The 21,247-nt window shown below is 69.7% G+C and carries 22 protein-coding genes and 2 pseudogenes; 9 read left to right on the plus strand and 15 right to left on the minus strand.

From position 1 onward, the window contains the following. Positions 1-75: 75 nt before the first annotated feature. Genes IPJ61_RS13650 through IPJ61_RS13660 form a run of 3 tightly spaced genes read right to left on the minus strand, consistent with a single transcriptional unit; the run spans position 76 to position 3,552 of the window. Positions 76-1,443, minus strand: coding sequence for a cryptochrome/photolyase family protein (locus IPJ61_RS13650; protein ID WP_297108481.1), 1,368 nt, complete (start codon positions 1,441-1,443; stop codon positions 76-78). Then, positions 1,440-2,831, minus strand: coding sequence for a tryptophan-rich sensory protein (locus IPJ61_RS13655; protein ID WP_297108484.1), 1,392 nt, complete (start codon positions 2,829-2,831; stop codon positions 1,440-1,442). The genes IPJ61_RS13650 and IPJ61_RS13655 overlap by 4 nt, the downstream gene beginning before the upstream one ends. A gap of 1 nt (position 2,832) precedes the next feature. Beyond that, complete coding sequence (locus IPJ61_RS13660) at positions 2,833-3,552, minus strand: CPBP family intramembrane glutamic endopeptidase (RefSeq protein WP_297108488.1); 720 nt, start codon at positions 3,550-3,552, stop codon at positions 2,833-2,835. Positions 3,553-3,689: 137 nt separating this feature from the next. Here IPJ61_RS13660 and IPJ61_RS13665 point away from each other — a divergent pair, with 137 nt between their 5' ends. Then, a complete protein-coding gene (locus IPJ61_RS13665) occupies positions 3,690-4,802 on the plus strand; it encodes a lycopene cyclase family protein (RefSeq protein ID WP_297108492.1) in 1,113 nt (370 codons plus the stop codon). Positions 4,803-4,839: 37 nt separating this feature from the next. On the opposite strand, the gene IPJ61_RS13670 is transcribed toward IPJ61_RS13665, so the two are convergent. Continuing rightward, on the minus strand, positions 4,840-6,036 hold the full coding sequence (locus tag IPJ61_RS13670; protein WP_297108495.1) for a cytochrome P450: 1,197 nt from the start codon (positions 6,034-6,036) through the stop codon (positions 4,840-4,842). A 199-nt stretch (positions 6,037-6,235) separates the two neighbouring features. On the opposite strand from IPJ61_RS13670, the pseudogene idi reads away from it, so the two are divergent. From idi to IPJ61_RS13695, 6 genes and pseudogenes are all read left to right on the plus strand, one after another. Next, positions 6,236-6,778, plus strand: a pseudogene (gene idi / locus IPJ61_RS22255) (isopentenyl-diphosphate Delta-isomerase); the annotation flags it as partial. 189 nt (positions 6,779-6,967) lie between these two features. Then, a pseudogene (locus tag IPJ61_RS22260) lies at positions 6,968-7,888 on the plus strand (polyprenyl synthetase family protein); the annotation flags it as partial. Continuing rightward, positions 7,885-9,351, plus strand: coding sequence for a phytoene desaturase family protein (gene crtI, locus IPJ61_RS13680; protein WP_297108503.1), 1,467 nt, complete (start codon positions 7,885-7,887; stop codon positions 9,349-9,351). The pseudogene IPJ61_RS22260 and the gene crtI, both read left to right, overlap by 4 nt. Then, positions 9,348-10,277: a phytoene/squalene synthase family protein gene (locus IPJ61_RS13685; protein ID WP_297108506.1), complete on the plus strand. Its 930-nt coding sequence runs from the start codon at positions 9,348-9,350 to the stop codon at positions 10,275-10,277. The genes crtI and IPJ61_RS13685 overlap by 4 nt, the downstream gene beginning before the upstream one ends. After that, the gene (locus IPJ61_RS13690) at positions 10,274-10,996 is read left to right on the plus strand and encodes a class I SAM-dependent methyltransferase (RefSeq protein WP_297108510.1); all 723 of its coding nucleotides are present in this window, start codon (positions 10,274-10,276) and stop codon (positions 10,994-10,996) included. Before IPJ61_RS13685 ends, IPJ61_RS13690 begins: the two co-directional genes overlap by 4 nt. Next, complete coding sequence (locus IPJ61_RS13695) at positions 10,993-12,498, plus strand: FAD-dependent oxidoreductase (RefSeq protein ID WP_297108513.1); 1,506 nt, start codon at positions 10,993-10,995, stop codon at positions 12,496-12,498. The genes IPJ61_RS13690 and IPJ61_RS13695 overlap by 4 nt, the downstream gene beginning before the upstream one ends. 58 nt (positions 12,499-12,556) lie before the next feature. Here IPJ61_RS13695 and IPJ61_RS13700 read toward each other — a convergent pair whose 3' ends face one another. From IPJ61_RS13700 to IPJ61_RS13715, 4 genes are all read right to left on the minus strand, one after another. Continuing rightward, a complete protein-coding gene (locus IPJ61_RS13700; RefSeq protein WP_297108515.1) occupies positions 12,557-12,688 on the minus strand; it encodes a hypothetical protein in 132 nt (43 codons plus the stop codon). Further along, positions 12,655-13,584 (minus strand): LLM class flavin-dependent oxidoreductase, encoded by a 930-nt coding sequence (locus IPJ61_RS13705; protein WP_297108520.1) that lies wholly within the window; start codon positions 13,582-13,584, stop codon positions 12,655-12,657. The genes IPJ61_RS13700 and IPJ61_RS13705 overlap by 34 nt, the downstream gene beginning before the upstream one ends. A gap of 141 nt (positions 13,585-13,725) precedes the next feature. Continuing rightward, entirely contained in the window at positions 13,726-14,112 is a 387-nt protein-coding gene (locus IPJ61_RS13710; protein WP_297108795.1) for a thioredoxin family protein, read from the minus strand. A 415-nt stretch (positions 14,113-14,527) separates the two neighbouring features. Further along, positions 14,528-14,698, minus strand: a complete 171-nt coding sequence (locus tag IPJ61_RS13715) for an ATP-binding protein (RefSeq protein ID WP_366505689.1) — start codon at positions 14,696-14,698, stop codon at positions 14,528-14,530. 46 nt (positions 14,699-14,744) lie between these two features. Between IPJ61_RS13715 and IPJ61_RS13720 the strand changes: the two genes are divergently transcribed. Next, on the plus strand, positions 14,745-15,062 hold the full coding sequence (locus tag IPJ61_RS13720; protein WP_297108522.1) for a helix-turn-helix domain-containing protein: 318 nt from the start codon (positions 14,745-14,747) through the stop codon (positions 15,060-15,062). A 35-nt stretch (positions 15,063-15,097) separates the two neighbouring features. Beyond that, positions 15,098-15,997, plus strand: a complete 900-nt coding sequence (locus IPJ61_RS13725) for an integrase core domain-containing protein (RefSeq protein WP_297108525.1) — start codon at positions 15,098-15,100, stop codon at positions 15,995-15,997. Here the strand turns inward: IPJ61_RS13725 and IPJ61_RS22265 are convergent. From IPJ61_RS22265 to IPJ61_RS13755, 7 genes are read right to left on the minus strand one after another with little or no spacing between them, the layout of a single operon-like run. Beyond that, entirely contained in the window at positions 15,895-16,359 is a 465-nt protein-coding gene (locus IPJ61_RS22265) for a TadE/TadG family type IV pilus assembly protein (protein WP_366505663.1), read from the minus strand. The two genes, IPJ61_RS13725 and IPJ61_RS22265, sit on opposite strands and share 103 nt — an antisense overlap. Continuing rightward, positions 16,334-16,507, minus strand: a complete 174-nt coding sequence (locus IPJ61_RS13730; RefSeq protein WP_297108807.1) for a hypothetical protein — start codon at positions 16,505-16,507, stop codon at positions 16,334-16,336. Before IPJ61_RS13730 ends, IPJ61_RS22265 begins: the two co-directional genes overlap by 26 nt. Before the next feature lie 18 nt (positions 16,508-16,525). After that, entirely contained in the window at positions 16,526-17,416 is an 891-nt protein-coding gene (locus tag IPJ61_RS13735) for a type II secretion system F family protein (RefSeq protein WP_297108528.1), read from the minus strand. Next, positions 17,413-18,261, minus strand: a complete 849-nt coding sequence (locus IPJ61_RS13740) for a type II secretion system F family protein (protein WP_297108531.1) — start codon at positions 18,259-18,261, stop codon at positions 17,413-17,415. The genes IPJ61_RS13735 and IPJ61_RS13740 overlap by 4 nt, the downstream gene beginning before the upstream one ends. Continuing rightward, complete coding sequence (locus tag IPJ61_RS13745; protein ID WP_297108534.1) at positions 18,258-19,766, minus strand: CpaF family protein; 1,509 nt, start codon at positions 19,764-19,766, stop codon at positions 18,258-18,260. The genes IPJ61_RS13740 and IPJ61_RS13745 overlap by 4 nt, the downstream gene beginning before the upstream one ends. Next, entirely contained in the window at positions 19,759-20,493 is a 735-nt protein-coding gene (locus IPJ61_RS13750; protein WP_297108537.1) for a P-loop NTPase family protein, read from the minus strand. Before IPJ61_RS13750 ends, IPJ61_RS13745 begins: the two co-directional genes overlap by 8 nt. Before the next feature lie 2 nt (positions 20,494-20,495). After that, on the minus strand, positions 20,496-21,191 hold the full coding sequence (locus tag IPJ61_RS13755; RefSeq protein ID WP_297108541.1) for an SAF domain-containing protein: 696 nt from the start codon (positions 21,189-21,191) through the stop codon (positions 20,496-20,498). Positions 21,192-21,247: the final 56 nt, after the last annotated feature.

Genomic DNA, 21,247 nt, shown 5'->3' on the forward strand with positions numbered 1-21,247 from the left:
GACGCTCTCTGAGGGATGGGCCATCATGCCACTCACCCCGGAAGCCTCCGGACAAGAGGCGCCACCCCAACCCCCTCAGCCCTGAACTCGGCTGGCGGCCAGCCGGCCCAACGCCTCGGCGCGCTCGACGCGCAGGTCGACCAGCGGGTCGGGGTAGTCGCCGCGCGCCTGGGCGGGGAGCTTCCACGGCTGGTGGACGGCCGCCCCCGGGATGCCGCGCAGTTCGGGGACCCAGCGGCGCACGTAGTCACCCTCGGGATCGAAGCGCTCGCCCTGCAGCGTGGGGTTGAACACCCGGAAGTAGGGGGCCGCGTCGGTGCCGGTGCCGGCGACCCATTGCCAGCCGTGCTGGTTGGAGGCCAGGTCGGCGTCCGCGAGATGCTTCAGGAAGTGCGCGGCCCCCACCTGCCAGCGTGTGTGCAGGTGTTTGACCAGGAAGCTGGCCGTCACCATCCGCACGCGGTTGTGCACCCACCCCTCGCCCAACAGTTGGCGCATGCCCGCGTCCACGATGGGGTACCCGGTGCGTCCCTGCTTCCAGGCCGCGACGCGGTCGGGAACTTCGTCGTAGGCAAGGTCGGCGAGGGAGTGGTTGAGGTCGTCCGTCGCCAAAGCCGGGTGGTGGTGCAGCACGTCGGCATAGAACTCGCGCCACGCCAACTCGGTCCGGAAACGATCCGCCCCCCGGCCGCCGTGCGCCTCGAGGTCGGCGAGCAACGTGCGGGGGTGGATCGCCCCGACCGACAGGTGGGGCGACAGGCGGGAGGTGCCGTCGAGGTCGGGTCGGTTGCGGTCGGCGTCGTAGGTGCCCAGCGGTCCAGCGAGGAACCGGTGCCACGCGTCGAGGGCAACCTCCTCCCCGGCGTCGGGGAGCGCCACGTCCCGTACCGCCGCGGCGCGCTCGACCTCGGCCCAGGCGTCCGGGTCGCTGCGGTCGGGAGCCAGCCGCAGTCCGGCCGGCTCCTGGGCCGGTGGACGCCAGCCGTGCTCGAACCACGCCGCGCTGAACGGGGTGAAGACCCGGTAGGGCGAGCCATCCTTGCGGCGCACCCGTCCGGGGGTGACTGCATACGGGCTGCCGGTGCGGACCAGCGACACCCCCGACGCCGCGAGCGCGGCCTCCACCCTCGCGTCGCGGGCCGCTCCGTCCGGTTCGGTCTCCGCCGACACATGGACACTGGGGGCGGCGAACTCGCGGGCCAGGGCGGGTATCACCGTCACGGGCTCACCCCACCTCAGGGTGAGCCGGCCCTCATAGGCCGCTCGGGTCGCCAGCAGGGTGCGCGCCGTGAACGTGCGCTTGGGTGCCCCGAGGGCAGCCCAACCATCAGGGTCCAGGACGAACACGATGGCCACCTCGCCCCCCAAGGCGGTCGCGGCCCCCAGCGTGGGCAGGTCACTGCGCCGCAGGTCGCGGCGGAGCCAGACGATCTCATCGGTCACCGGTTCAGGCGGGCTAGTTCAGCCGACAGCGCCGTCGCGAACCCGCACCAGGCGGCGTAGAGCCCCAGCCCCACCGCCTTGCCGGCCCCTGTCATGGCGGCACGGCGGGCAAGATCGGCGGACGAGGCGGCCAGCGCTGCGGCACCCAGGGTCGCGGCGGGCAGGTTGCGCGATCGGAAGAAGATTCCGCTCCAGGCAGCATTGAGCGGCAGGTTCACCGCCAACGACCGGCGGAGGCCCGCGGCCTTTTCGAGGTCGCCGGCCTCCTCGGCTTCGGTGATCGCGGCGGTGGTCGCCACCGCGATGATCGCGTAGAGACCGGTCCACACGATCGGGAACGCGCTGGCCGGGGGCTGCCACGACGGCTTGCGCAGCGACCGGTACCAAGCGCTGCCGGGGTCGGTGAGCAGGGAACCGGCCACAGCGGTCGCCGCGACCGCTGCTGACACGGTTGCCAGCGTCCTGCCCCAGCGGTGGGGGTCGATGTCCCGGGTTGCCAGGGCGATGGCGTCCTCGAACCCCTTCAGGCCCCCTTCGGGGTCACCGAGGAGGGTGGCGGCGTCGTCCTCGGACTTGACCGCATCGTTGATGAGACTGCCCACCAACGGCCGGGCGATACCGGCCGGGACCGGGGTGACGAGTCCGACCCACAGCGATGCCAGGCGGGGCGTCAACAACGGCACCGTCCCCACCAGGCGGGGTCCCAGGCCCGTCGCAGCGGCGTAGCGTTGCATCATCTCGAGATAGGTCAACTGCTCGGGCATGCCGACGTCGATCGTCCGGTTCACGCCCGGATCCAGGTCGGCCGCGCGCACGAGGTAGTGGACGACGTCGCTCACCGCGATGGGCTGGATGCGGTTGCGCAGCCACTTGGGTCCGAACGAGACGGGAAGACGCTCGGTGAGGTGGCGCAGCATGTCGAAGGACGCCGACCCCTCACCCAGCACCACCCCCGCCTGCAGAACAGCCGTCGGGACACCGGATTCCAAAAGGATCTCCCCCACCTCGACGCGGGAGGCGAGGTGGTCGGACAGCCTGCCCTGGGGGTGTAGTCCCGACAGGTAGACGATGCGGCCCACCTCGGCGGCGCGGGCGCTGTCGGCGAACCGGCGGGCCAGCCGGCGGTCCCGGTCACGATAGTCACCCTTGCCGTCCATCGAGTGCAGCAGGTAGTACGCCACCCGGCAACCCGCCAGTGCCTCAGCCAGCGCGTCGGGATCGGTCGCGTCGCCCGGCACGACGTCCACTCGGTCGCGCCACGCCTGCGCGAGTCCTCCGGGGTTGCGCGCCAGGACCCGGACGGTCCATCCCTGTTCCAGGAGGGCGGGCACGAGTTGGGATCCGACGTAGCCGGATGCCCCCGTGACGAGGGCGGTGCGATCAGACATATCAGCCTCCTAGGGCGAAGACGGGTGGAAGTAGGAAGAGCATCCCCATCGACCAGGTCAGGTGCGAGGCGATGGGGCCCAGCACGCCACCGGTCACGCGCCGCTGCGCTGCGGTCAGCAACCCGAGGCAGATGGCGGCGAAGGTGAGCAGCAGCACCCCCGAGAACAAGGTGGACGCCGCGTAGAGGGCGGTGCTGCCCAAGGCGTTGATGCGCGGGGGCAACGCGGCGTAGACGGCACCGCGGAAGAACAGTTCCTCGGCGATCCCGTTGACCGCCGTGACCAGGGCCACGACCCACAGTGCGCCGTAGCGGGCGTGGTCCAGCAACCCCTCGACGGGTCCCCGCAGGATCGGCACCTGCGCGACGACCAGGGCCCCGACCAGGAAGACGGCCAGCAGTAGGAGCCCCAGCAGGAACCCTTGCAGCACACCGAGGCTTGTGTCCCCGCTGCGGGTCCGCGCCGCGCCGAGATGGAGGGGACCGGACACGATCGCACCGGCGATCCACAACAGGGCGACGCCGAGCGAGGCCAGGTAGAACAGCGGGTCGCCGGGCCGGACGGCCAGGGCCAGCCCGAGACCGACTGCGCCCACGACGACGGTGACGCCCACCACGACCCGACGGCGGCGCCGAGCTGACACGCTCTCGGTGCGGGTGCGCTCGACCGGGGTGACCAACGACGCCGCCAGGAAGGCGCGGAACTCCGCGATCGCCGCCATCTCAGCAGCCCTGCCGGGGTGTCTGGGTGCGGGGCGCCACGGTCATGTCCCCACACTAGGCGTGATCGGCATCGCGACCCAACCACCTTGGACATGAAACGGGCACCTTGGACATGACGCGGGGCTAGGGTGGCCGGGTGTTCGATGTCGCGATCGTGGGCCTGGGCCCGGCGGGCAGGGCCCTCGCGTCGGCCTGCGCCAGCGCGGGCCTGCGGGTGCTCGCGGTGGATCCCCACCCCGATGCCGTGTGGGCTCCCACGTTCGGAATGTGGGCGGACGAGTTGGGCGACCTCCCCACGACCGTGGTGAGAGCGCGCGTGGATCACCCCGAGATCCGGGGGCGAGCGGCACACGACCTGTCGCGCACGTACGTGATCCTGGACAACCCAGCCCTCCAGGCGGCCCTGCCCCTCACCGGCGTCGAGATCGAGCGATCGAGGCTGGACGACGACGATGTGAAGGCCCTGTCGGGGCGCGCACGCGTCGTCGTTGACGCGCGGGGCGCCCGGCCGGACGGCAGGGTTCGGGACGACCTCACCCCCCACCAGACGGCGTACGGCATCGTCCTCCCGAGCGCTCTGGCCGCCCCCGCCCTGGGCCACGCCGAGGGGTTCCTGATGGACTTCACCCCGGACTGGGCGGCAGACCCCGACCGCCCCGAGGATCCTGCGTCGTTCCTGTACGCGCTGCCGTTGGGCGACGGTCAGGTGCTGCTGGAGGAGACCTGTCTCGCCGCTGCCCCGGGCGTCCCGATCGACACGCTGAAGATTCGCCTGGGGCGACGGCTCGAGCGTCGCGGCGTCGACCCCGCAGCGATCGCCACCCCGTCGGGCCGCGAGGTCGTGCGCATCCCCATGCTCGGCCGCGGCGCCCCTCCCCCGCCGGGGGTGGTCGCGATCGGCACGGCGGGGCGCGGAGGCCATCCGGTCAGCGGGTACTCGGTCGCGCACGCGCTGGCCAGCGCCCCACGCCTGGCCTCCGCCATCGCTGCCGGTCGCACTCCTGTTCCGGATCCCACGCGCGCCGGCGACCACGTGCGGTCCCTCGCGTTGCGGGCGCTGCTCCGTCTGGATTCCGACACCACCATCGAGCTCTTCGACGCCTTCGGACGGCTACGTCCCGGCCAGCAACGTGCGTTCCTGTCCCGCCAGAGCAGCGCACTCAGCGTCCTGGGGGCCATGTGGGGCATCTTCCGGCGCATGCCCGGGAAGGCCCAACGTCGGTTGGTGGCGGCGACGTTCGGGCGGTGAATCGTCGCGCTCCACCCGCTCGCACCCGTGCTGGGCTTCACCGCACCTGGAGTTCGAAGTCGCGCAGTGTGTACCCCTCGATCAGGTCATCCCAATCGATCGAAGGTTCCCGCACGATCCGGACCTCGCGCGCCAAGAGGCGCACGAGCAGGGCATCGGCCTCCAGCAACGCGAGCGGTTGGCCAGGACACTTGTGGGCCCCGTCACCGAACGTCATCCCGGCCGGGTCGACGCCGCGGGCCCTCAGTCGATCCGGACGCACGTTCAACGGCTGGTCGCCGACCGCATCGAGGTCGGTGTTGGTGCTGCGGACGTGGACGTCGACGAGGTCCCCGGGCTCCAGCGCCACCTGGGTGTCCCGGTCGCGGATGGTGAAACCCTCGTGGACACGGCGGTACAGGTGGCCGACGACGGGCTCCAGCCGGATGACCTCGTTCAGGATCGCAAGCCTTTCCTCCTGCTCGCCCTCGAGGAACCGGCCCCGAAGGGAGTCATTGGTCAGGAGGTGCCAAGCCGCCATGCAGATGAACTCGCGCGTGGTGACCATGCCTGCGGTCCCGTAGGTCACGGACTCGACAAGGATGTCGGTGTCGGTGTAACCCTCCGCGATGAGGTGGCTGATGACGTCGTTGGCGGGCTCCCGACGGCGAGCCCGGACGGCGGGCCGGACGTCGGCGACGTAGAAGCGGACCAGCGGCACGAGACCGTTGACCGCCGCCTGCATCCACTGCCGGCGGGTGCGCCCCAGGCCCGGTTGGTCGAGGTCAAAGGGTGGCTGGTTGAAGAACGTCACCAGGCGACGCGCCATCGAGCGAACGTCGGAGCCGGTCAGCCCGACGACCTGGGCGGTGACCTCCACGGAGTAGAACAAGGCGAGGTCGTCGAGTCGGCACCGAGGTGCGGACACGGCCTCTGCGACGATCCGCTCGGCGCACGACTCCATCAGGTCGGTGTACCGCTCGCGCACCGCGGAGGGGGCGAAGAAGCGGGCCACCTTCCTGCGCTGCTGGTCGTGGAGCGGACCGTCCGACATCAGGATGGGATGGTGCTTCAGGACGCCCTGCGGGATGGACTCGGCGGTGAACCCAGCTTGGGTCGTGCGCTGACGCGCCCGCAGCACCTGTCTGGCGGCCTCGAGCGATCGGACGCGAACGGTACGGCCCCGGCGCTCGATCCGGGGCCCGGCGCCCTCTCCGGGGCGGTGCGCCTTGCGGTGGCCAGGGTCCGGCTCCATCACACTCCTCCGTGGGTGTCCCCGCCACTTTAGGTGATCTGACCCAGTCCGTCGGGCCATCCTTCTTTGGAGGGGTTATTTCCTTGATTGTAAGAACTAGAGTGGCGACGAGCGGGGAGTAGACAGGATACTTTCTGCAACGATTTGGTGTTCCCCCGGACAGTGACCGCGCACGATTGGACGAACCTTGGAACTTCGAATGCCCGTCCGCCAAGACTCTGCGCCGCTCGAACCCGACGTCGCCGTTGCCGACGAAGTCGTGCTTCTCAACGAGCAGGGCCAGCCCGTCGGCGCCGCCGACCGGCGCAGTGTCCACACTCGCCAGACCCCGCTCCACCTCGCCTTCTCCACGTACCTGTTCGATCCCGAGGGCCGGGTGCTGATCACGCGGCGTGCCCTCCACAAGGCCACCTGGCCGGGCGTGTGGACCAACAGCTGCTGCGGGCACCCGCTTCCGGGCGAGGACATCGAGACGGCGGCCCGGCGGCGCGTCAGCGAGGAACTGGGCCTGGAGGTCACCGAGCTGCTCCCGGCGGTGCCCGACTTCCGCTATCGGGCAGTGGACGCCAGCGGAATCGTGGAGAACGAGTTCTGCCCCGTCTTCATCGGCCACGTCTCCTCCTCCCGCGTCACCCCCGACCCGGACGAGGTCGCTGAGCACGCTTGGGTGAGGTGGGAGGACCTGGTGGCCGCGATCACCGCCACCCCCGCTGTGTACAGCCCGTGGAGCGTTCTCCAGGTGCCCCGCGTCGCGCTCGCGCTCGAGGGCGCCTCGTGCGCCCCGGCCCCCTCGGCCACGGATTTCGTCGACCGCGTGGACGGGCTGCTGACCACCACCTTGCGCGACCTGGCCGGCACCTGGGAGCGGACCAACCGTGCCGAGGGCGTCGAGGTGCTCCCTGACGACCTGCCGGCCTGGCTCGAACGCCTGCTCGTGGGGCGCGGCAAGCGCCTGCGCGCCACCATGCTCCACTGGGCCTTCGTGGCGGCCGGCGGTGACATCGCCGGCCCCGACTATCCGGGGCTGATCCGGATCGCCGCGGCCCTGGAGACCCTGCACCTGTTCGCCATGGTGCACGACGACATCATGGATGACTCGGGGTCACGTCGCGGGATGCCAGCCGCACACGTCGAGGCCGCCGAATGGCACCGGCAGGCGGGCGCCGCCGGTGAGCCCAACGCCTTCGGTGTCAACCTCGCCATGCTCTTGGGCGACTTGGCGCACACGCTGGCCGACAGCCTCGTCCAGCCGCTCCCCCTCCGCCTGCGCCGCCTGTGGTTCGAGCTCTGCGTCGAGCTGATGGTCGGGCAACGCGCCGATCTCACCGGCGCCGCGGCAGGTCGACGTGACCTTGCCCACGCCGAGCACATCGCCCGGCTCAAGTCAGGCATGTACACCATCGAGCGCCCCCTGCAGCTGGGCGCGCTCGCTGCGGACGCCGAGGAGGGCACGTGCGCCGCACTGCAGCAATGGGGAGAGCACATCGGCCGCGCCTTCGCCCTGCGTGACGACCAGCTGGGGATCTGGGGCGACCCGGCGCTCACCGGGAAGCCGGCTGGCGACGATCTGGCCGAGGGCAAGGCCACGGTGATCCTCGCTTTGGCCTCCGAGCGCCTGGAGGGTCCCGCCCGCGAGGCACTCACCCGCCTCGGGACCGTGGATCTTCGCCCGGGCGACGTCACCGTGGTGAGTGATGCCCTGGTATCCACCGGCGTCCGCGACGACATCGAAACCATGATTGAGGACGCCGTGGCACGCGCCGACGCCTGCCTCGCCCACGGCCAGCTCACCGAAGCCGGCATCGAGGGGCTGCGATCCGCGGCCCGCGCCATCGCCTGGAGGGACGCATGAACGTAATCGTCATCGGAGCCGGCCTGTCCGGCCTGTCCGCTGCGCTGCACCTGCGGGGGCAGGGTCACCACGTCACGGTGCTCGAGCGTGCTGCTGTGCCCGGGGGGCGGAGCGGCCGCATCGAGCGCGACGGGTTCACCTTCGACTCCGGCCCGACCGTGTTCACCATGGTGGACCTGCTCGACCAGGCTTTCCGGGCGGTGGGTCGCCGCGCGGACGACTACCTGACGATGCAGCTGCTCGACCCGGCCTACCGTGCGTGCTTCGACGACGGCTCCACCCTGCACGTGCGCCACGGAGTGGAGGCGATGCGCACCGAGATCGCCCGCGAGTGCGGGTCGGTCGACGCCGCCGCCTACGAGGAGTTCGTCGTCTGGCTGCGCAAGCTGTACCTGGCTGAACTGCCCCACTTCATCGACGTGAACTTCGACCGCCCGACCGACCTGTTGCGCAACCCGGTCGCGGCCGCCCGCCTGGTCGCGCTGGGCGGCTTCGAACGCCTCGGTCCCGCCATCGAACGCCGCTTCTCCGACCCGCGCCTCCACCGCATCTTCAGCTTCCAGGCGATGTACGCCGGCCTCGCGCCCGCCCAGGCGCTGGCGCTGTACGCCGTCATCACCTACATGGACTCGGTCGAGGGCGTCTGGTTCCCCGAAGGAGGCATGCGCGCGGTCCCCGATGCGATGGCGCAGGCCGCCATGGACGCCGGGGTCGAGTTCCACTACGGGGCCACCGTGGACCGCATCACCTGCGCGCAGGGGCGAGCCACCGGCGTGCGGCTGGCCGGTGGAGAACGCCTGGACGCGGATGCCGTGGTCTGCACGCTGGACCTCCCGGTCGCCTACGAAGAGCTCCTCCCCGAGGTTCCCACACCCCGCGTCGCCGCGCGGGGGCGCTACTCTCCCTCGTGCGTGGTGTGGCACCTGGGCGTCAAGGGCGCCCCACCGCCGGAGGCCGCCCACCACAACATCCACTTCGGGCAGCAGTGGCACGACGCCTTCGACGACCTGCTCCGGCGAGGACGTCCCATGGCCGACCCCTCCCGCTTCGTGGCCGTCCCGTCCCTGCACGACCGCGACGCGGCACCCGAGGGCTGCACCAGCCTCTACGTCCTGGAACCCACCCCCAACCTGGAGGTGGGCCGGCTCGACTGGCCCAGCGAAGGCCCCCGCCTGCGCGAACGCATGCTTACTGACCTGCAGCGCTGGGGCTACCCCACCGACATCGTGACCGAGGAGTTGGTCACCCCCCAGGACTGGCTGGCCCAGGGCATGGCAGCGGGAACCCCGTTCGCGCTCGCCCACACGTTCCGCCAGACCGGCCCCTTCCGGGCCAAGAACGTCGACAAGCGCGTGAAGGGCCTGGTCTTCGCCGGGTCGAGCACCACTCCCGGTGTGGGTATCCCCATGGTGCTCATCTCCGGGAAGCTCGCCGCCCGACGCGTTGCGGAGATGACCAGGTGAGCACCCTGCTGGAGGAGGGGTACCGCACCGCCGCACGCCTCACCCGTGAGCACGGCACCACGTACTACTGGGGCGCCCTGCTCCTGCCCCCACCCCAGCGCCGGGACGTGTACGCGGTCTACGCGCTGTGCCGGCTGGCCGACGACATCGTCGACGAGCCGGACAAGACCCCCCACCCATCGGTGCCGGCCCACGGCACCCCGACGGAGCGTCTCGACGCGTTCCGCGCCTGGTTCTTCGCGGCATTGGCCCGCGGCACCTCAGACGAACCGGTGATGGCCTCGGTGATCGACAGCTTGCGGCGACGCGGCACCGACCCCGAGTGCTTCGAGCGGTTCTTCAACGCCATGGCGCTCGACCTGACCCACTCCACCTGGCCCACGTGGCCCGCGCTCCGCGACGGCTACATGGAGGGCTCGGCGGCCGTCATCGGAGAGATGATGCTGCCCGTCCTGGAACCCACCAGCGACGCTGCCCGCGACCACGCACGCTCTCTGGGATTGGCCTTTCAACTCACCAATTTCCTGCGTGACGTCGACGAGGACCTCAGCCGTGGCCGCGTCTACCTGCCCCAGGACGAGCTCGCCAGGCACGGCGCCGACCCCCACCTGCGCCAGGTGACGCCGCAGTGGCGCACGTTCATGGCCGAGCAGGTGGCCCGCAATCGCACGCTGTACGCCCACGCAGCCGATGGCCTGCCCTATCTGCCCGAAGCCTCGCGCCGATGCGTTGGCACCGCCCTGACCCTGTACCAACGGATCCTCGACCGGATCGAAGCAGCCGACTACGACGTTTTCAACGGACGCATCCGGGTACCCGCCCACGAGAAGCTGGCCCTGTTCGGTCGCCAAGCCGCAGTCGGCGCGCTACGCCCCTCGCGTTGGGTCGGCGTCCGAGGCCGCGTGGACCGCCACCAGCAACCATGAGCACCCGAGCAGCGTTCGACCGCGGGGCGCGGCACTACGACCTCATGGTCGCCCTCAATCCCGGCTACCACGCCCATCTGCGCAGGGCAGCCGCATCACTGGTGGACACGCTGCGCGGCCAGCCCGGACCATGGCGCCTCCTCGACCTCGCCTGCGGTTCGGGAGCATCCACCCGAGCGCTGGTGGACGCAGCCCCACCCGGCACCCACATCCAAGGGTTGGACGCCTCCCCCGGCATGCTCAGCCGCGCCCGCGCCAAACACTGGCCTGCGTCGGTCACCTTCGCCGAGGCCACCGCCGGCTCGCTGGACACCCAAGCGTGGCAGCCCGGAACCCACCACGGCATCCTGACGGCCTATCTCTTCCGCAACCTCACACCCGCTCAACGCCGAGACGCACTGGCGGAGATCCAGGCGCTACTCACACCCGGCGGCACCCTGACCGTCGTCGAGTACTCCGTGCGCGACCGATTCCGCGCGCAACTGGTGTGGAGCATCGTGAGCTGGCTGGTCATCATCCCGCTCGGAGCCCTGCTCGACCGCAACCCCTCGCTGTACACCTACCTCTGGCGCAGCGTGATGGAGTTCGACACACCGACGGACTTCATGGAGCAGCTCCACACCGCCGGCTTCGTGGACATCGCCACCCGGAGTGTGCCCGGCTGGCAACACGACATCCTCCACCTCTACATGGCCCGCAAGCCCCAGGAGACCGCATGAAGCATCCCGCACGCGCCGGCCGCGATCGGCGCGCCGTCCACCACCCCGGTCCCTCCGGTGCCGAGCGCTTGATGGGCGAAGCGAAGGTCGTCGTCGTCGGAGGTGGCATCGCCGGCCTGTCGGCCGCCACGATCCTGGCCGAACGCGGAGTCCGAGTGACGCTGGTGGAAGCATCACCCCGTCTCGGCGGACGCGTCGCCGCGTGGCCGCTCGAGGACGGACGCACCATGAGCCGCGGCTTCCACGCCTTCTTCCGCCAGTACTACAACCTACGAGCGGTGCTGCGCCGACCCGACCCCGACCTGGCACGGTTGATCCCGATACGCGACTACCCACTGCAGCGTCCCGACGGAATGCGGGACTCCTTCAACAACATCCCCAGGACGCCACCGTTCAGCGTCATGGGGTTTGTCGCCCGGAGCCCCTCATTCACACTCGCGTCCCTGGCGAAGGTCGACGTACCCGCCGCCCTGGAGCTGTTGCGCGTCCGCTTCCCCGACACCTACAGCCATTACGACGGCGAATCGGCCGCCGCGTTCCTGGACCGACTGCGCTTCCCCGCCGACGCACGTGACCTCGCCCTCGAGGTTTTCGCACGCTCCTTCTTCGCCGATCCGAACGACTTCGCCGCCGGCGAACTGGTCGCCATGTTCCACACCTACTTCATGGGCTCGGCCGAAGGACTGCTGTTCGACGTCCCGGACGACGACTACGACACCGCCCTGTGGCAACCCCTCGGCCACTACCTGGCCCGGCTCGGCGTGGAGGTACGCACCGGCGTCCGCGTGAGCACCATCGGCCCGACCGGAGCCCGGACCGACCACGGCGAGCTCATCGAGGCGGACGCCGTCGTCCTGGCCACCGACCCCCGCACTGCCCGCTCCCTGGTGGCCGGCATCGGCGACCCCTCTGGGCCGATGGACGCGTTCACGCGTCGGGTCGCCGAGACGGTCAACGCACCCCCGTTCGCCGTGGTGCGGCTGTGGCTCGATGCGCTGGTCGCGCCCCAGCGCCCCGCCTTCCTGGGCACCAGCGGCTACGGCGCGCTCGACAACGTTTCGGTGCTGGAACGCTTCGAGGCAGGAGCCGCCGCCTGGAGCCGGGCACACGGAGGATCCGTGGTGGAACTGCACGCCTACGCGTGCGACCCGGACGTTCTCGGGAACGAGGGCTCTACCGACCGCCTGGTCCAGCACCTCATAAGCGAGCTGCACCGGGTCTTCCCTGAAACGGCGCACATGGGGACGGTGCACCGCGAGGTGCTGGTTCGGGACGACTGCACTCTCATCACCCCTTCCCCGTGGAACGACCGTCCGGGGGTGGAGACACCTGCCTCCTGGCTCGTCCTGGCCGGGGACTGGGTACGCAGCGATTATCCCGTCGCGCTGATGGAGCGCGCCGCAACGACCGGGATCCTCGCAGCGAACGCGTTGCTCCAGCGATGGGGAGTCCAGGGCGAGGGCCTGTGGACCGTCCCGACCCGCGGACTCCTGGCCCGCTGAGGTCTCGACCCCCGGACGGTTCCGTTGCCACCGTGCACGGTGGGCTCGTCGCCGAGCGTCAGGCCAGCATCTCCCGCACCAGCGGGACGACGCGCGTGGCGTACAGCTCGATGGACTTCATCAGCTGGCTGTGCGGCATGGGCCCGTTGGCGTACTTCAGGTCGAACTGGTCGACCTTGAGTTCGCGCACGGTCGCGGCGATCTTGGCCGCCACCGTCTCCGGCGACACGACGTACAGCGCGCCGTGCTCGATCTCGTTGGTGAACTCGTCGGACCCCATGGCCCCCAGCCCCGCTCTCGACCGATGCGGTCACGCTGGGCTTTGAAGTGCGGAAACAACTGCTCGGCCGCCAGCTCGTCCGTCTCGGCGACGTGGCCGGGGCTGTGTACGGCGACGGGCATCTCGGTCGTCACGCCGAACTCGTCCACCGCGCGGCGGTACAGGTCGGCGAACGGCTTGAAGCGCTGGGCGGGGCCGCCGATGATCGCGAGCTGCAGCCCGAACCCGCGGCGGGCGGCGCGGACGACCGACTGCGGCGATCCGCCGACCGCGACCCAGGAGCGCATGCGCCCGCCCTCGGTCTTGGGGAACACATCGACGTCGGCAAGGGGCGTCCGGTAGGTGCCCGACCAGGTGACCGGGCCCTCCTCGCGCAGCAGCGAGAAGACCTCGAGCTTCTCCTCGAAGAGCTTCTCGTAGTCGGCCAGGTCGAAGCCGTACAACCCGAAGGACTCGATGAAGGACCCGCGGCCCAGCACGGGCTCGGCGCGTCCGCCGCTGAGCGCGTCGATGGTGGCGAAGCGCTCGTACACGCGGACCGGGTCGTCCGACGACAGCACCACGACAGCCGATCCGAGGCGGATCCTCCCGGTCGCGGTGGCGAGGCCAGCCAGCACCGTGTCGGGCGCGCTGACGGCGAAGTCGGGGCGGTGGTGCTCCCCGATGGCGAAGTAGTCGACGCCGAGGGAGTCGGCCAGGACGCCCTGGGCCACGACGTCGCGGATCACCTGGGCCTGCGTGACCGGCTTGCCCGCGACGTCGACGGTGACGTCACCGAAGGTGTCGAGCCCGAACTGGAGATCCATGACGCGCCTCTCGAAGTAGTTGATTGTTCAACTCACTGGGCGGCCGGTTCATTCCCGCCCGCCCGGTTGCCTGAAACGCCGGACGCCCCCACCCCGCCACCCGAGGGAGCGGGTGGGGGCTAGGGGCGTCGGACCGGTGACTCAGTGCTGATGGTCGCCGTGGTCGTGGTCGGCGTGGCCGCCGGCCTCGTGGGCGGCCTGCGCGGCAGCGGCCTGCTGGCGGACCTCCTCGACGTCGAGGGCCTTGACGGCCTCGACGAGCTGGTCGAAGCCCGCGGCGTTCATGGCGCCGGCCTCGCGGTAGACGAGGACGCCGCCGCGGAAGGCCATGAGGATCGGGATCCACTGGATCTCGAGCGCGGCCGCGATCTCCTGCTGGGCCTCGGTGTCGAGCTTGGCGAAGGTCGCGTCGGCGTGCTTCTCCGCGGCGCCCTCGAAGACGGGGGCGAACATGCGGCACGGGCCACACCAAGCGGCCCAGAAGTCGATGAACAGGGTGTCGGAGTTCTCGATCCTGTAGAGGCAGATTCACCAACTACTTCGCGGCATGCTGCCCAAGGTCCGCAGGTTCCACCCATCGGGTACACCTTTGGGCCAGGGGCGAGCGCTCACCGGCCGAGCTCGCACGCAAACCCCCACCTCCGCAGAACCCTTGGTGTTGATCGTGATCTCCGCCACACTGCCGCCTGCATGTGGTTAGCACGGGGCAATGAAGACACGAACGACGGACACCCAATCGTGAGTGTCCGTCCTTGTGGGTGTGTCAGCCAATGCGCTGACAAGGGCAGACGCCAGCCCTCCGGCGAGGGGACGTACGCGGTAGGTCTCGAAAACCGTACAGGCTCTTCTAAAGCGTGATACGGGCGGCGTCCGGCACCTTGTCGACGACGGCTGAAAGTGAGGCCGTTGTGACGGCCGAAAATGAGGCCGTTATTTGTTGTGGTTAGTCTGCCGGATCTTGGGTTTTGATGCTGGGGAGGCTGTCGATTCCTCGTCCGCGGAGGCGGTAGCTGGCGCCTTTGAGGCTGAGGACTTCGGCGTGGTGGACGATGCGGTCGATCATCGCGGCGGCGACGGCTTGGTCGCCGTTGTCGCGCGTCAGACTATGTGGCAGGGGTAGTTAGTTGCTGAGGCAACGCCCCTATCGAAAGGTCTGAGTCATGAGTCGTCCCCCGACGATCCCGGTGGAGAAGAAGCTCCGCATTGTATTGTCCGTGCTGCAGGGTGAGATCTCGATCGCTGAGGCGGCCCGTCGTGAGAAGGTGTCCGAGCAGGCGATCGGGAACTGGAAGCGTCAGTTCCTCGAGGGCGGGAGGGCCGGCATCGAGGCGGGCAAGTCCAAGCCCTCGTCGCGGGAGCAGCAGCTTCAGGACGAGGTCGCCGAGCTGACCCAGGCCCTCGGCGAGGCGGCGGTCGAGATCCGTGTGTGGAAGAAGAGTGCCGAGGGCCGTCTGGGCCCTTCGAGGACCTCGAAGTGATCCGCGTTGAGGCGGGCATGTCGACCGCGAGGTTCGTGAAGCTGATCGACATGCCTGAACGCACGTGGCGCCGGTGGCAGGCCAAGGCCCGTCAGGATCGCGGTCCGAAGGGGCCGTGGCCGCAGCCGGCTCGTAGGGCTGCGAGGGATCTGGTGGTGGGGCATGCGCTGGCCAAACCGGCGTGGGGGCATCGCAAGATCTGGGCGCTGACCCGCCATGACGGGCACAAGGTGTCCCAGGCGACCGTGCTGCGGCTGCTGCGTGACGAGGGGCTGCTGCTGGCCTGTCAGTACCAGAAACAGCGCCGTGAGCTCGCCGCCGACCGTAGAGCCGCCTTCGCGAAGACCCCGGATGGTCCGAACCAGGTGTGGCAACTGGACTTCTCCGAGTTCGAGACCACCACGGGCGGGACGTGGCGGATCGCGGGGTGCCGGGACTGGTACTCGAAGTATGAACATCCGTGGCATGTCTCACCAACCGGCAACAAGCACGATGCGATCGCCGCGGTCGAGCTCGCTCTGGCTGACTACCAGGCCCTGTTCGGTCATCGGTTGGCTGATGCCTGTCCGATCGAACCGGTCACTGGTGAGGTGCTGCCCGTGGTCACGATCGTGACCGACAACGGTGGCCCGTTGGGCTCGATCGACTTCGAGTTGTTCATCACCTCGCACCCCGAGCTGCACCATGTCCGGACTCGGGTCAAGAGCCCTGGGCAGAACGGCTCACGCGAACGCGGGTTCGGCACGCTGAAGTACGAACGCTTGTTCCCCGACGCGTTGACCCTGGTCGAACGAGCTGAGGACTACCGCGTCGAATACAACACGCAGCGCCCTCACGAAGCTATCGCCTGGAACCGGCCCCTCGACGTCCACCTCGGCCGCGCCAGCGCGGCCATCCCCACCTTTGAACAAGAAGAAATCCTGCCAACTACTTGACGCGGGACAGTGACGTTGATCGTGACTGGGAAGCCGGGGATCACGCGGTGGGCCGTGCCGGTGACGGTGACGGTAGTGGTGATCGTGCCGCGTTGCGCGGAGATGGTGTAGCTGTCCAGCGCTCCGTTGTCGGCGGCGCTGGATGCGGCGGTGTGTCCGTGGTTGGTGGTGGAGTCGAGTGCTGCTGCGGCGCGTGCTCCGTCTTGGGCGGCTGCTTGGGCGGTGGCGTGTGCCCAGGTGAGCATTGCCCATTGCATGGCCAGCCACAGGATGGAGATGACCAGTGGGAACAGGATGGACGCCAGAACGCTGGAGCTGAGTCCGCGTTCGTTGCGTCTAGTCGGGGAGGTTGGCCTGCACATAGCTGGTGATGACGGTGATGATGATGACGGCCACGGCGACGGCGCCGGCGAGGAGGATCGCGTTCTCGGTGGACTGGGAGAGTCCTCGTTCGTCGCGTTTGGCGGGTGTGGTCAGCAGGGTGATGAGCTGGGTGTAGAGGTGGAGCATGATGCTGGTCCTTTCGGGTTAGAGCATTCGCAGGAGGGCTGGGGTGATCAGGGTCAGGGCGAGGACGAACACCAGGAGGGCGACGGGGACGGCGATGCGTTCGGAGGCTTGGTTGGCTCGGCTGATCTGGTTGTTGAGGGTGACGTTGCGCATGGTGGCGGCGCGGGCGCGGAGGGAGTCGTAGACGCGGGTGCCGTCGGATCCGCCGAGGCGCATGATGTCGGCCAGGTCGACGAGGTCGGGCAGGTCGAGGGCGGTGCCCATGTCGGCCAGCGCATCCCAGGGGGATTGGCCGGTGTATTGGGTGCGGCGCAGGACGGCGGCGATGCGGTCGAAGACCCAGGAGTCGCCGGTGTCGGCTGCGTGGAGGAGGGCTTGGGGGACGGTGGCGCCGGAGAGTCGCTCGAGGGCGACCATTTCGACGAAGGCGCCCAGGGCGTAGCTGAACTCTTCGCGGGCTTTGCGGGCCTTGTCGCGCAGTTCGTTGGAGGGCAGGAACCACATCACTGCGGCGAGGGCGACCGATCCGATGGCGGGGATCCCCAGCGGCACGGACCATCCGAGGAGGGTGAGGATGAGGCTGGTGATGGGGATGATGGTCAGGCCGATGGCGGCGCTGATGATCTTGGAGCCGTACAGGGAGGCGGTGGTGCGGCCCAGCAGCGCGAGGTCCTTGTCGGGGCTGGTTCCCCACAGTGCTGCGGGGAGGTGCCGCTGGGCCCAGGCACCGATGGTGGTCTCGGTGTCGCGACGCCCGCCGGCGGCCGGTGGGGCGATGGTGGGTAGGGGTTGGAGCCGGCCGATGGCGTCTTTGAGGTGGACGTTGGCGGGGATGGCCCAGCCGATCAGGCCGGCGACTCCGGCGAGGAGGAGTGCCCCGGACAGCATGGCGAGCTGGAGACCGGTCATCGGGTCACCGCCTTGCTCGCCACGTTGTGGCCCATGAACCGTGGCAGGGGTTGGGGTCGGGCGATGCGGCCCATCCATGCCAGGGCGAGCAGGAACAGGGCCATGAACCCGGTGAGGAGGAGCTGCCCGAGGGGGGTGCGGTAGGGGTCGACGTAGCTGCCGGCGGTGAACAGTGCGATCAGGAGCACCACGGAGATGATGGTGATGATGCGGGCGGCGGTCTTGGCTTTCTGTTGTTCGGTTTCGACTTGGCGGCGGGCGCGCACGTCGGCGTCGATTGATTCGGCCAGGGCCTGCATCGCGGAGGCGACACCGGGGCCGCGTCGCTGGGCTGCGAGGATCAGGGTGGCGACGAACAGGTCCCCGGTGGCGTCATCGAGTTCGTCGGCGAACCGTCGCAGTGCTTTGCCGGTGGGCCAGTTCGCCCGGACCCGGGCAGCGAGACGGCCGATCTCGGGCGCCAAGGCGGTCGGGGCGGAGCGGGCGGCGTGCACGATGGCCTGTTCCAGCCCGCGGCCGGCGGTCAGGACGCCTGCCAATCCTCGGGAGAAGTCCGACAGGGCGCTGAGGCGCTGGACGCGGTTGTGTCGGCGACCCGACCAGGCGCGGTACCCCATCACGGTGATCGCTGGCACGAGGATGATCGCGACCAGCCACCCGGTCAGCAGCGCGAGCAGCCCACCGACGGCGACACCGGCTAGCGCGAGGGTCTTGTCGGTCGAGCGCAGGGTGGGGCGCTTGGTCTTGGGGCGGGGCGGCGCGACGGGTTGTGGGATGAGGGCGTAGATCAGGGCGAGGATTCCTGCGACGAGGAGGGCGCCGGCCAGGGAGGCGATGAGCGTCATGGCCTCAACCCCGATTGGGCGTGGAAGGCGGCGACGTCGAAGCCGTAGCGCTCGAGGTCACGGAACCGGTCGGGCAGCAGCACCGGCATGGCCTGATGGGTGCCGGGTGGGGCGGCGAAGATGGTGGTGGTGGCGTAGCCCTTGGCGTCTTCGCCGGGTTCCACGGCGATGATCTCGCTGACCCAGCGTCGTTTCTGCCACCCGCCGTCGGCGGTGGGGACGGATTCGACTTGGAGTTGGACGATCAGGTCGATGTCTTCGGCGATGACGTTGAGGGCGTAGTCTCGGGTGATGTTGGCGCCCTCTTGGGTGGCGCAGGTGACCAGTTTGCGGATCGCGCCTTCGGCGGAGCGGGCGTGGGTGGTCGACATGGATCCTGAGCCCGATTGCATGCACTTGAACATGGTCACGATCTCGGATCCGCGGACCTCACCGACGATGGTGTAGGACAGGTTCGCGCGCAGCGAGTCCTCCAAGGCTTCCCGCACCGTGTACTCCCCGGCGCGCCGGCCGTTGAGCCCGATCTCGCCGGAGCCGGGGTTGGCCTGCCACTCGTGCACGACCTGATGGTTGCCGGTGTCCTTGAGGTACAGCTCGTACTCGGTTTCGATGGTTCCGATCTGCACATGGGGTGGCAGTTCGTGCGCCAACGCGCGCAGCATCGTGGTCTTCCCGGTGCCCTGATCCCCTGACACGACCAGCGACAGGCGTGCCTGCACAGCCGCCGAGAGGAACTGTGCCGCCAGCGGGGTCAGCGAGCCGAGGCGAACCAGCTCGGGCAGGCCGGCGTCGACGAGGCGGTTGCGGCGGATGATGACGGTGGGTCGAGAGGTCACCCAGGCGGAGGCGAAGAGGCGGGCCCGGTTCGGCAGCGAGAGGTGGAGTTTGGTGGCGGCTTCGCTGAACTCACGCGGTTTGGGTTGGTGGGCGGCCATGAACGTGAGGTACTCGATGAGTTGCTCGTCGCTGGAGGCCACGGCCGGTGCCTGGACCAGTTCTCCGTTGCTGTTCTCGATCACCACGTTGTCGTGGCCGGAGATGATCACGTTCTCGATGGTGTCGTCGTCGAGGTAGGGCTGGAGCCGACCCAGCCTGAACACCGCGTCGAACAGGGCTTGGGCCAGTTCGTCTTGATGGGTCAGGGTCCAAGTGGCGTCGCCGCGGACGGTGGCGGCACGAGATTCGTCCTGCAACACCTGCCAGATGATCTCTCGGCCCACCTCCTCACGCACCGCAGCGTCCGGGTCACGCTCCGACAGTTCACCGGAGACACGCTCACGCAGAACCGCCACGAGATCCCAGTCCACCTCGCCCTGGGCCACGCGTCGCACCCGTGCCACGGGTCTCGGCGGGAGGGCGTCGCGCGGTGGGGTGGGTTGGTGCTGCGGGCCAGGGGTGCCGTTGAGGCGGAAGCTGCCACGGGTCCGGCCCGGCGGAGGCGCGGGCTGGGTGAACAGGGCCAGCGTGGCGGGTGCCACGGTCGCGGCCGGGGTCGGGTCAGTCATCGCTGGCCTCCTCCCGTCGATCGGCCCGCCACCGCAGGCTCTCGCCGGCTTGACGAAGCGCACGCCGCAGCCCGGTGGTCTTCTTCGAGTCCTTGGTGCCGTGGCTGAACACCGTCGCAGCCTCCGGCGCCCACGGCAGGGACACGGTCACGTCCTTCTTGATGACCGAGGAGACCTCGCGGGCGGTGTAGGGACGCTTCTCCCCCACCAGCGCCACATGGACCGGTGCATCGGTGGGGATCTCGCACGCCGCTGCGGCGGCGACCGCGACCAGGTCGCTGCGCATCACCAGCAGCACTTCGTCCGCGGCCCGCGCCAGCGGGGTCGGGAAGTGTTGATGGCCCAGGCGCCCGAGATCGATCAGGACATCCACGTCCATCGCGGAGAGGGTCCGGAGTCTGGGTGCCAGGGCCTGCCACAGCTCGGACAGGCTGCCGGCCTGTGCCGCGCCGGCGGGGCCGGGGATGAAGGAGGCGTGGTCGGCGATCCGCAGCGGCATCTCCCGCAGCGCGTCGTCGAGTCGGCCCTGACGGTGCGCTGCCCACATTTCCACCAAGGTTCCGGGGTGCTGCACCGTGCCGCCGTAGAAACCGGCAAGGATCGGGGATCCGCCCACGGGGTCGGCATCGACCAGCAGGACCTCGCCCGGCCATTCCAGCGCCAGCCCCAAGGCCGTCGTGGTCACACCCGGTGACCCGGCAGCTGAGGTGAATGCGAACACGGCCATGGCTAGTTGTCCCGACTGTCCAGCACCAGCGCGACCCGCCCCAACGCGGCGCCGGCCGCAGCGGTCGCGGCATCGTCCTGGGCGACCTCGACCGAGACGCCCACCTGTCCGGAGGCCTCGTCACGGGCAGTGGCCACCACGACACCGGGGATCACCAAATCGACCGAGCACAGCGACGACGAGTCATCGCCCTCGGGGGTGGTGGCGGTGCCGGCTGCGCAGGCGTAGGCGGGTTCGGTGAGGATCACCCGGACGCGGTCACCGACCTGCAAGGGGATGGCCGGCTCAGCGCCAGGTGGCAGTGACAACCCGACCACGGTGCGGCCGTCACCGGGCACCATCACCGCTGTCGCAGCATCCGGGCCGACCAGGGCACCGGCTGCCACGTCATGGGCGGCGCGCTGCCCCACCAACGAGGGAAGCTCGGCGGCGGGAAGGTAGGAGAGTTGGTCGTTGGGGGGCATGTGCACGGTGGTGAGCTGGGTGGCGTCAATCACCTCGCCGCGGGCGATCGCGACGCGAGCAACGACGACTTCCACGTTGTCGCGGCCGGTCAGGTACACCCAAGCACCGCCAGCTGCGCCGAGCAGGATCAGCAGCACCGCACCCACCGCCAGCGCGGGGCGGCGGCGGGTCCGCACGCCAGAAACAGACTCGGCCCGCTGCTGGGTCGGGCCGTCCCCGGAAACCGTATGCATCGTCACACACCCTTCAACCCCGACTCCAGACACCTACAGCGACAACCAATTTCCAA

This window comes from Tessaracoccus sp., from assembly GCF_016714275.1.
GTDB lineage: Bacteria > Actinomycetota > Actinomycetes > Propionibacteriales > Propionibacteriaceae > Arachnia.

Bases quoted from the DNA above. Each gene is read 5' to 3' on its own strand.
- IPJ61_RS13655 (WP_297108484.1), bottom strand. From the start codon at position 2,831: ATGTCTGATCGCACCGCCCTCGTCACGGGGGCATCCGGCTACGTCGGA.
- IPJ61_RS13660 (WP_297108488.1), bottom strand. From the start codon at position 3,552: ATGGCGGCGATCGCGGAGTTCCGCGCCTTCCTGGCGGCGTCGTTGGTC.
- IPJ61_RS13670 (WP_297108495.1), bottom strand. From the start codon at position 6,036: ATGGAGCCGGACCCTGGCCACCGCAAGGCGCACCGCCCCGGAGAGGGC.
- crtI (WP_297108503.1), top strand. From the start codon at position 7,885: ATGAACGTAATCGTCATCGGAGCCGGCCTGTCCGGCCTGTCCGCTGCG.
- IPJ61_RS13690 (WP_297108510.1), top strand. From the start codon at position 10,274: ATGAGCACCCGAGCAGCGTTCGACCGCGGGGCGCGGCACTACGACCTC.
- IPJ61_RS13695 (WP_297108513.1), top strand. From the start codon at position 10,993: ATGAAGCATCCCGCACGCGCCGGCCGCGATCGGCGCGCCGTCCACCAC.
- IPJ61_RS13705 (WP_297108520.1), bottom strand. From the start codon at position 13,584: ATGGATCTCCAGTTCGGGCTCGACACCTTCGGTGACGTCACCGTCGAC.
- IPJ61_RS13720 (WP_297108522.1), top strand. From the start codon at position 14,745: ATGAGTCGTCCCCCGACGATCCCGGTGGAGAAGAAGCTCCGCATTGTA.
- IPJ61_RS22265 (WP_366505663.1), bottom strand. From the start codon at position 16,359: ATGTGCAGGCCAACCTCCCCGACTAGACGCAACGAACGCGGACTCAGC.
- IPJ61_RS13730 (WP_297108807.1), bottom strand. From the start codon at position 16,507: ATGCTCCACCTCTACACCCAGCTCATCACCCTGCTGACCACACCCGCC.
- IPJ61_RS13735 (WP_297108528.1), bottom strand. From the start codon at position 17,416: ATGACCGGTCTCCAGCTCGCCATGCTGTCCGGGGCACTCCTCCTCGCC.
- IPJ61_RS13740 (WP_297108531.1), bottom strand. From the start codon at position 18,261: ATGACGCTCATCGCCTCCCTGGCCGGCGCCCTCCTCGTCGCAGGAATC.
- IPJ61_RS13745 (WP_297108534.1), bottom strand. From the start codon at position 19,766: ATGACTGACCCGACCCCGGCCGCGACCGTGGCACCCGCCACGCTGGCC.
- IPJ61_RS13750 (WP_297108537.1), bottom strand. From the start codon at position 20,493: ATGGCCGTGTTCGCATTCACCTCAGCTGCCGGGTCACCGGGTGTGACC.
- IPJ61_RS13755 (WP_297108541.1), bottom strand. From the start codon at position 21,191: ATGCATACGGTTTCCGGGGACGGCCCGACCCAGCAGCGGGCCGAGTCT.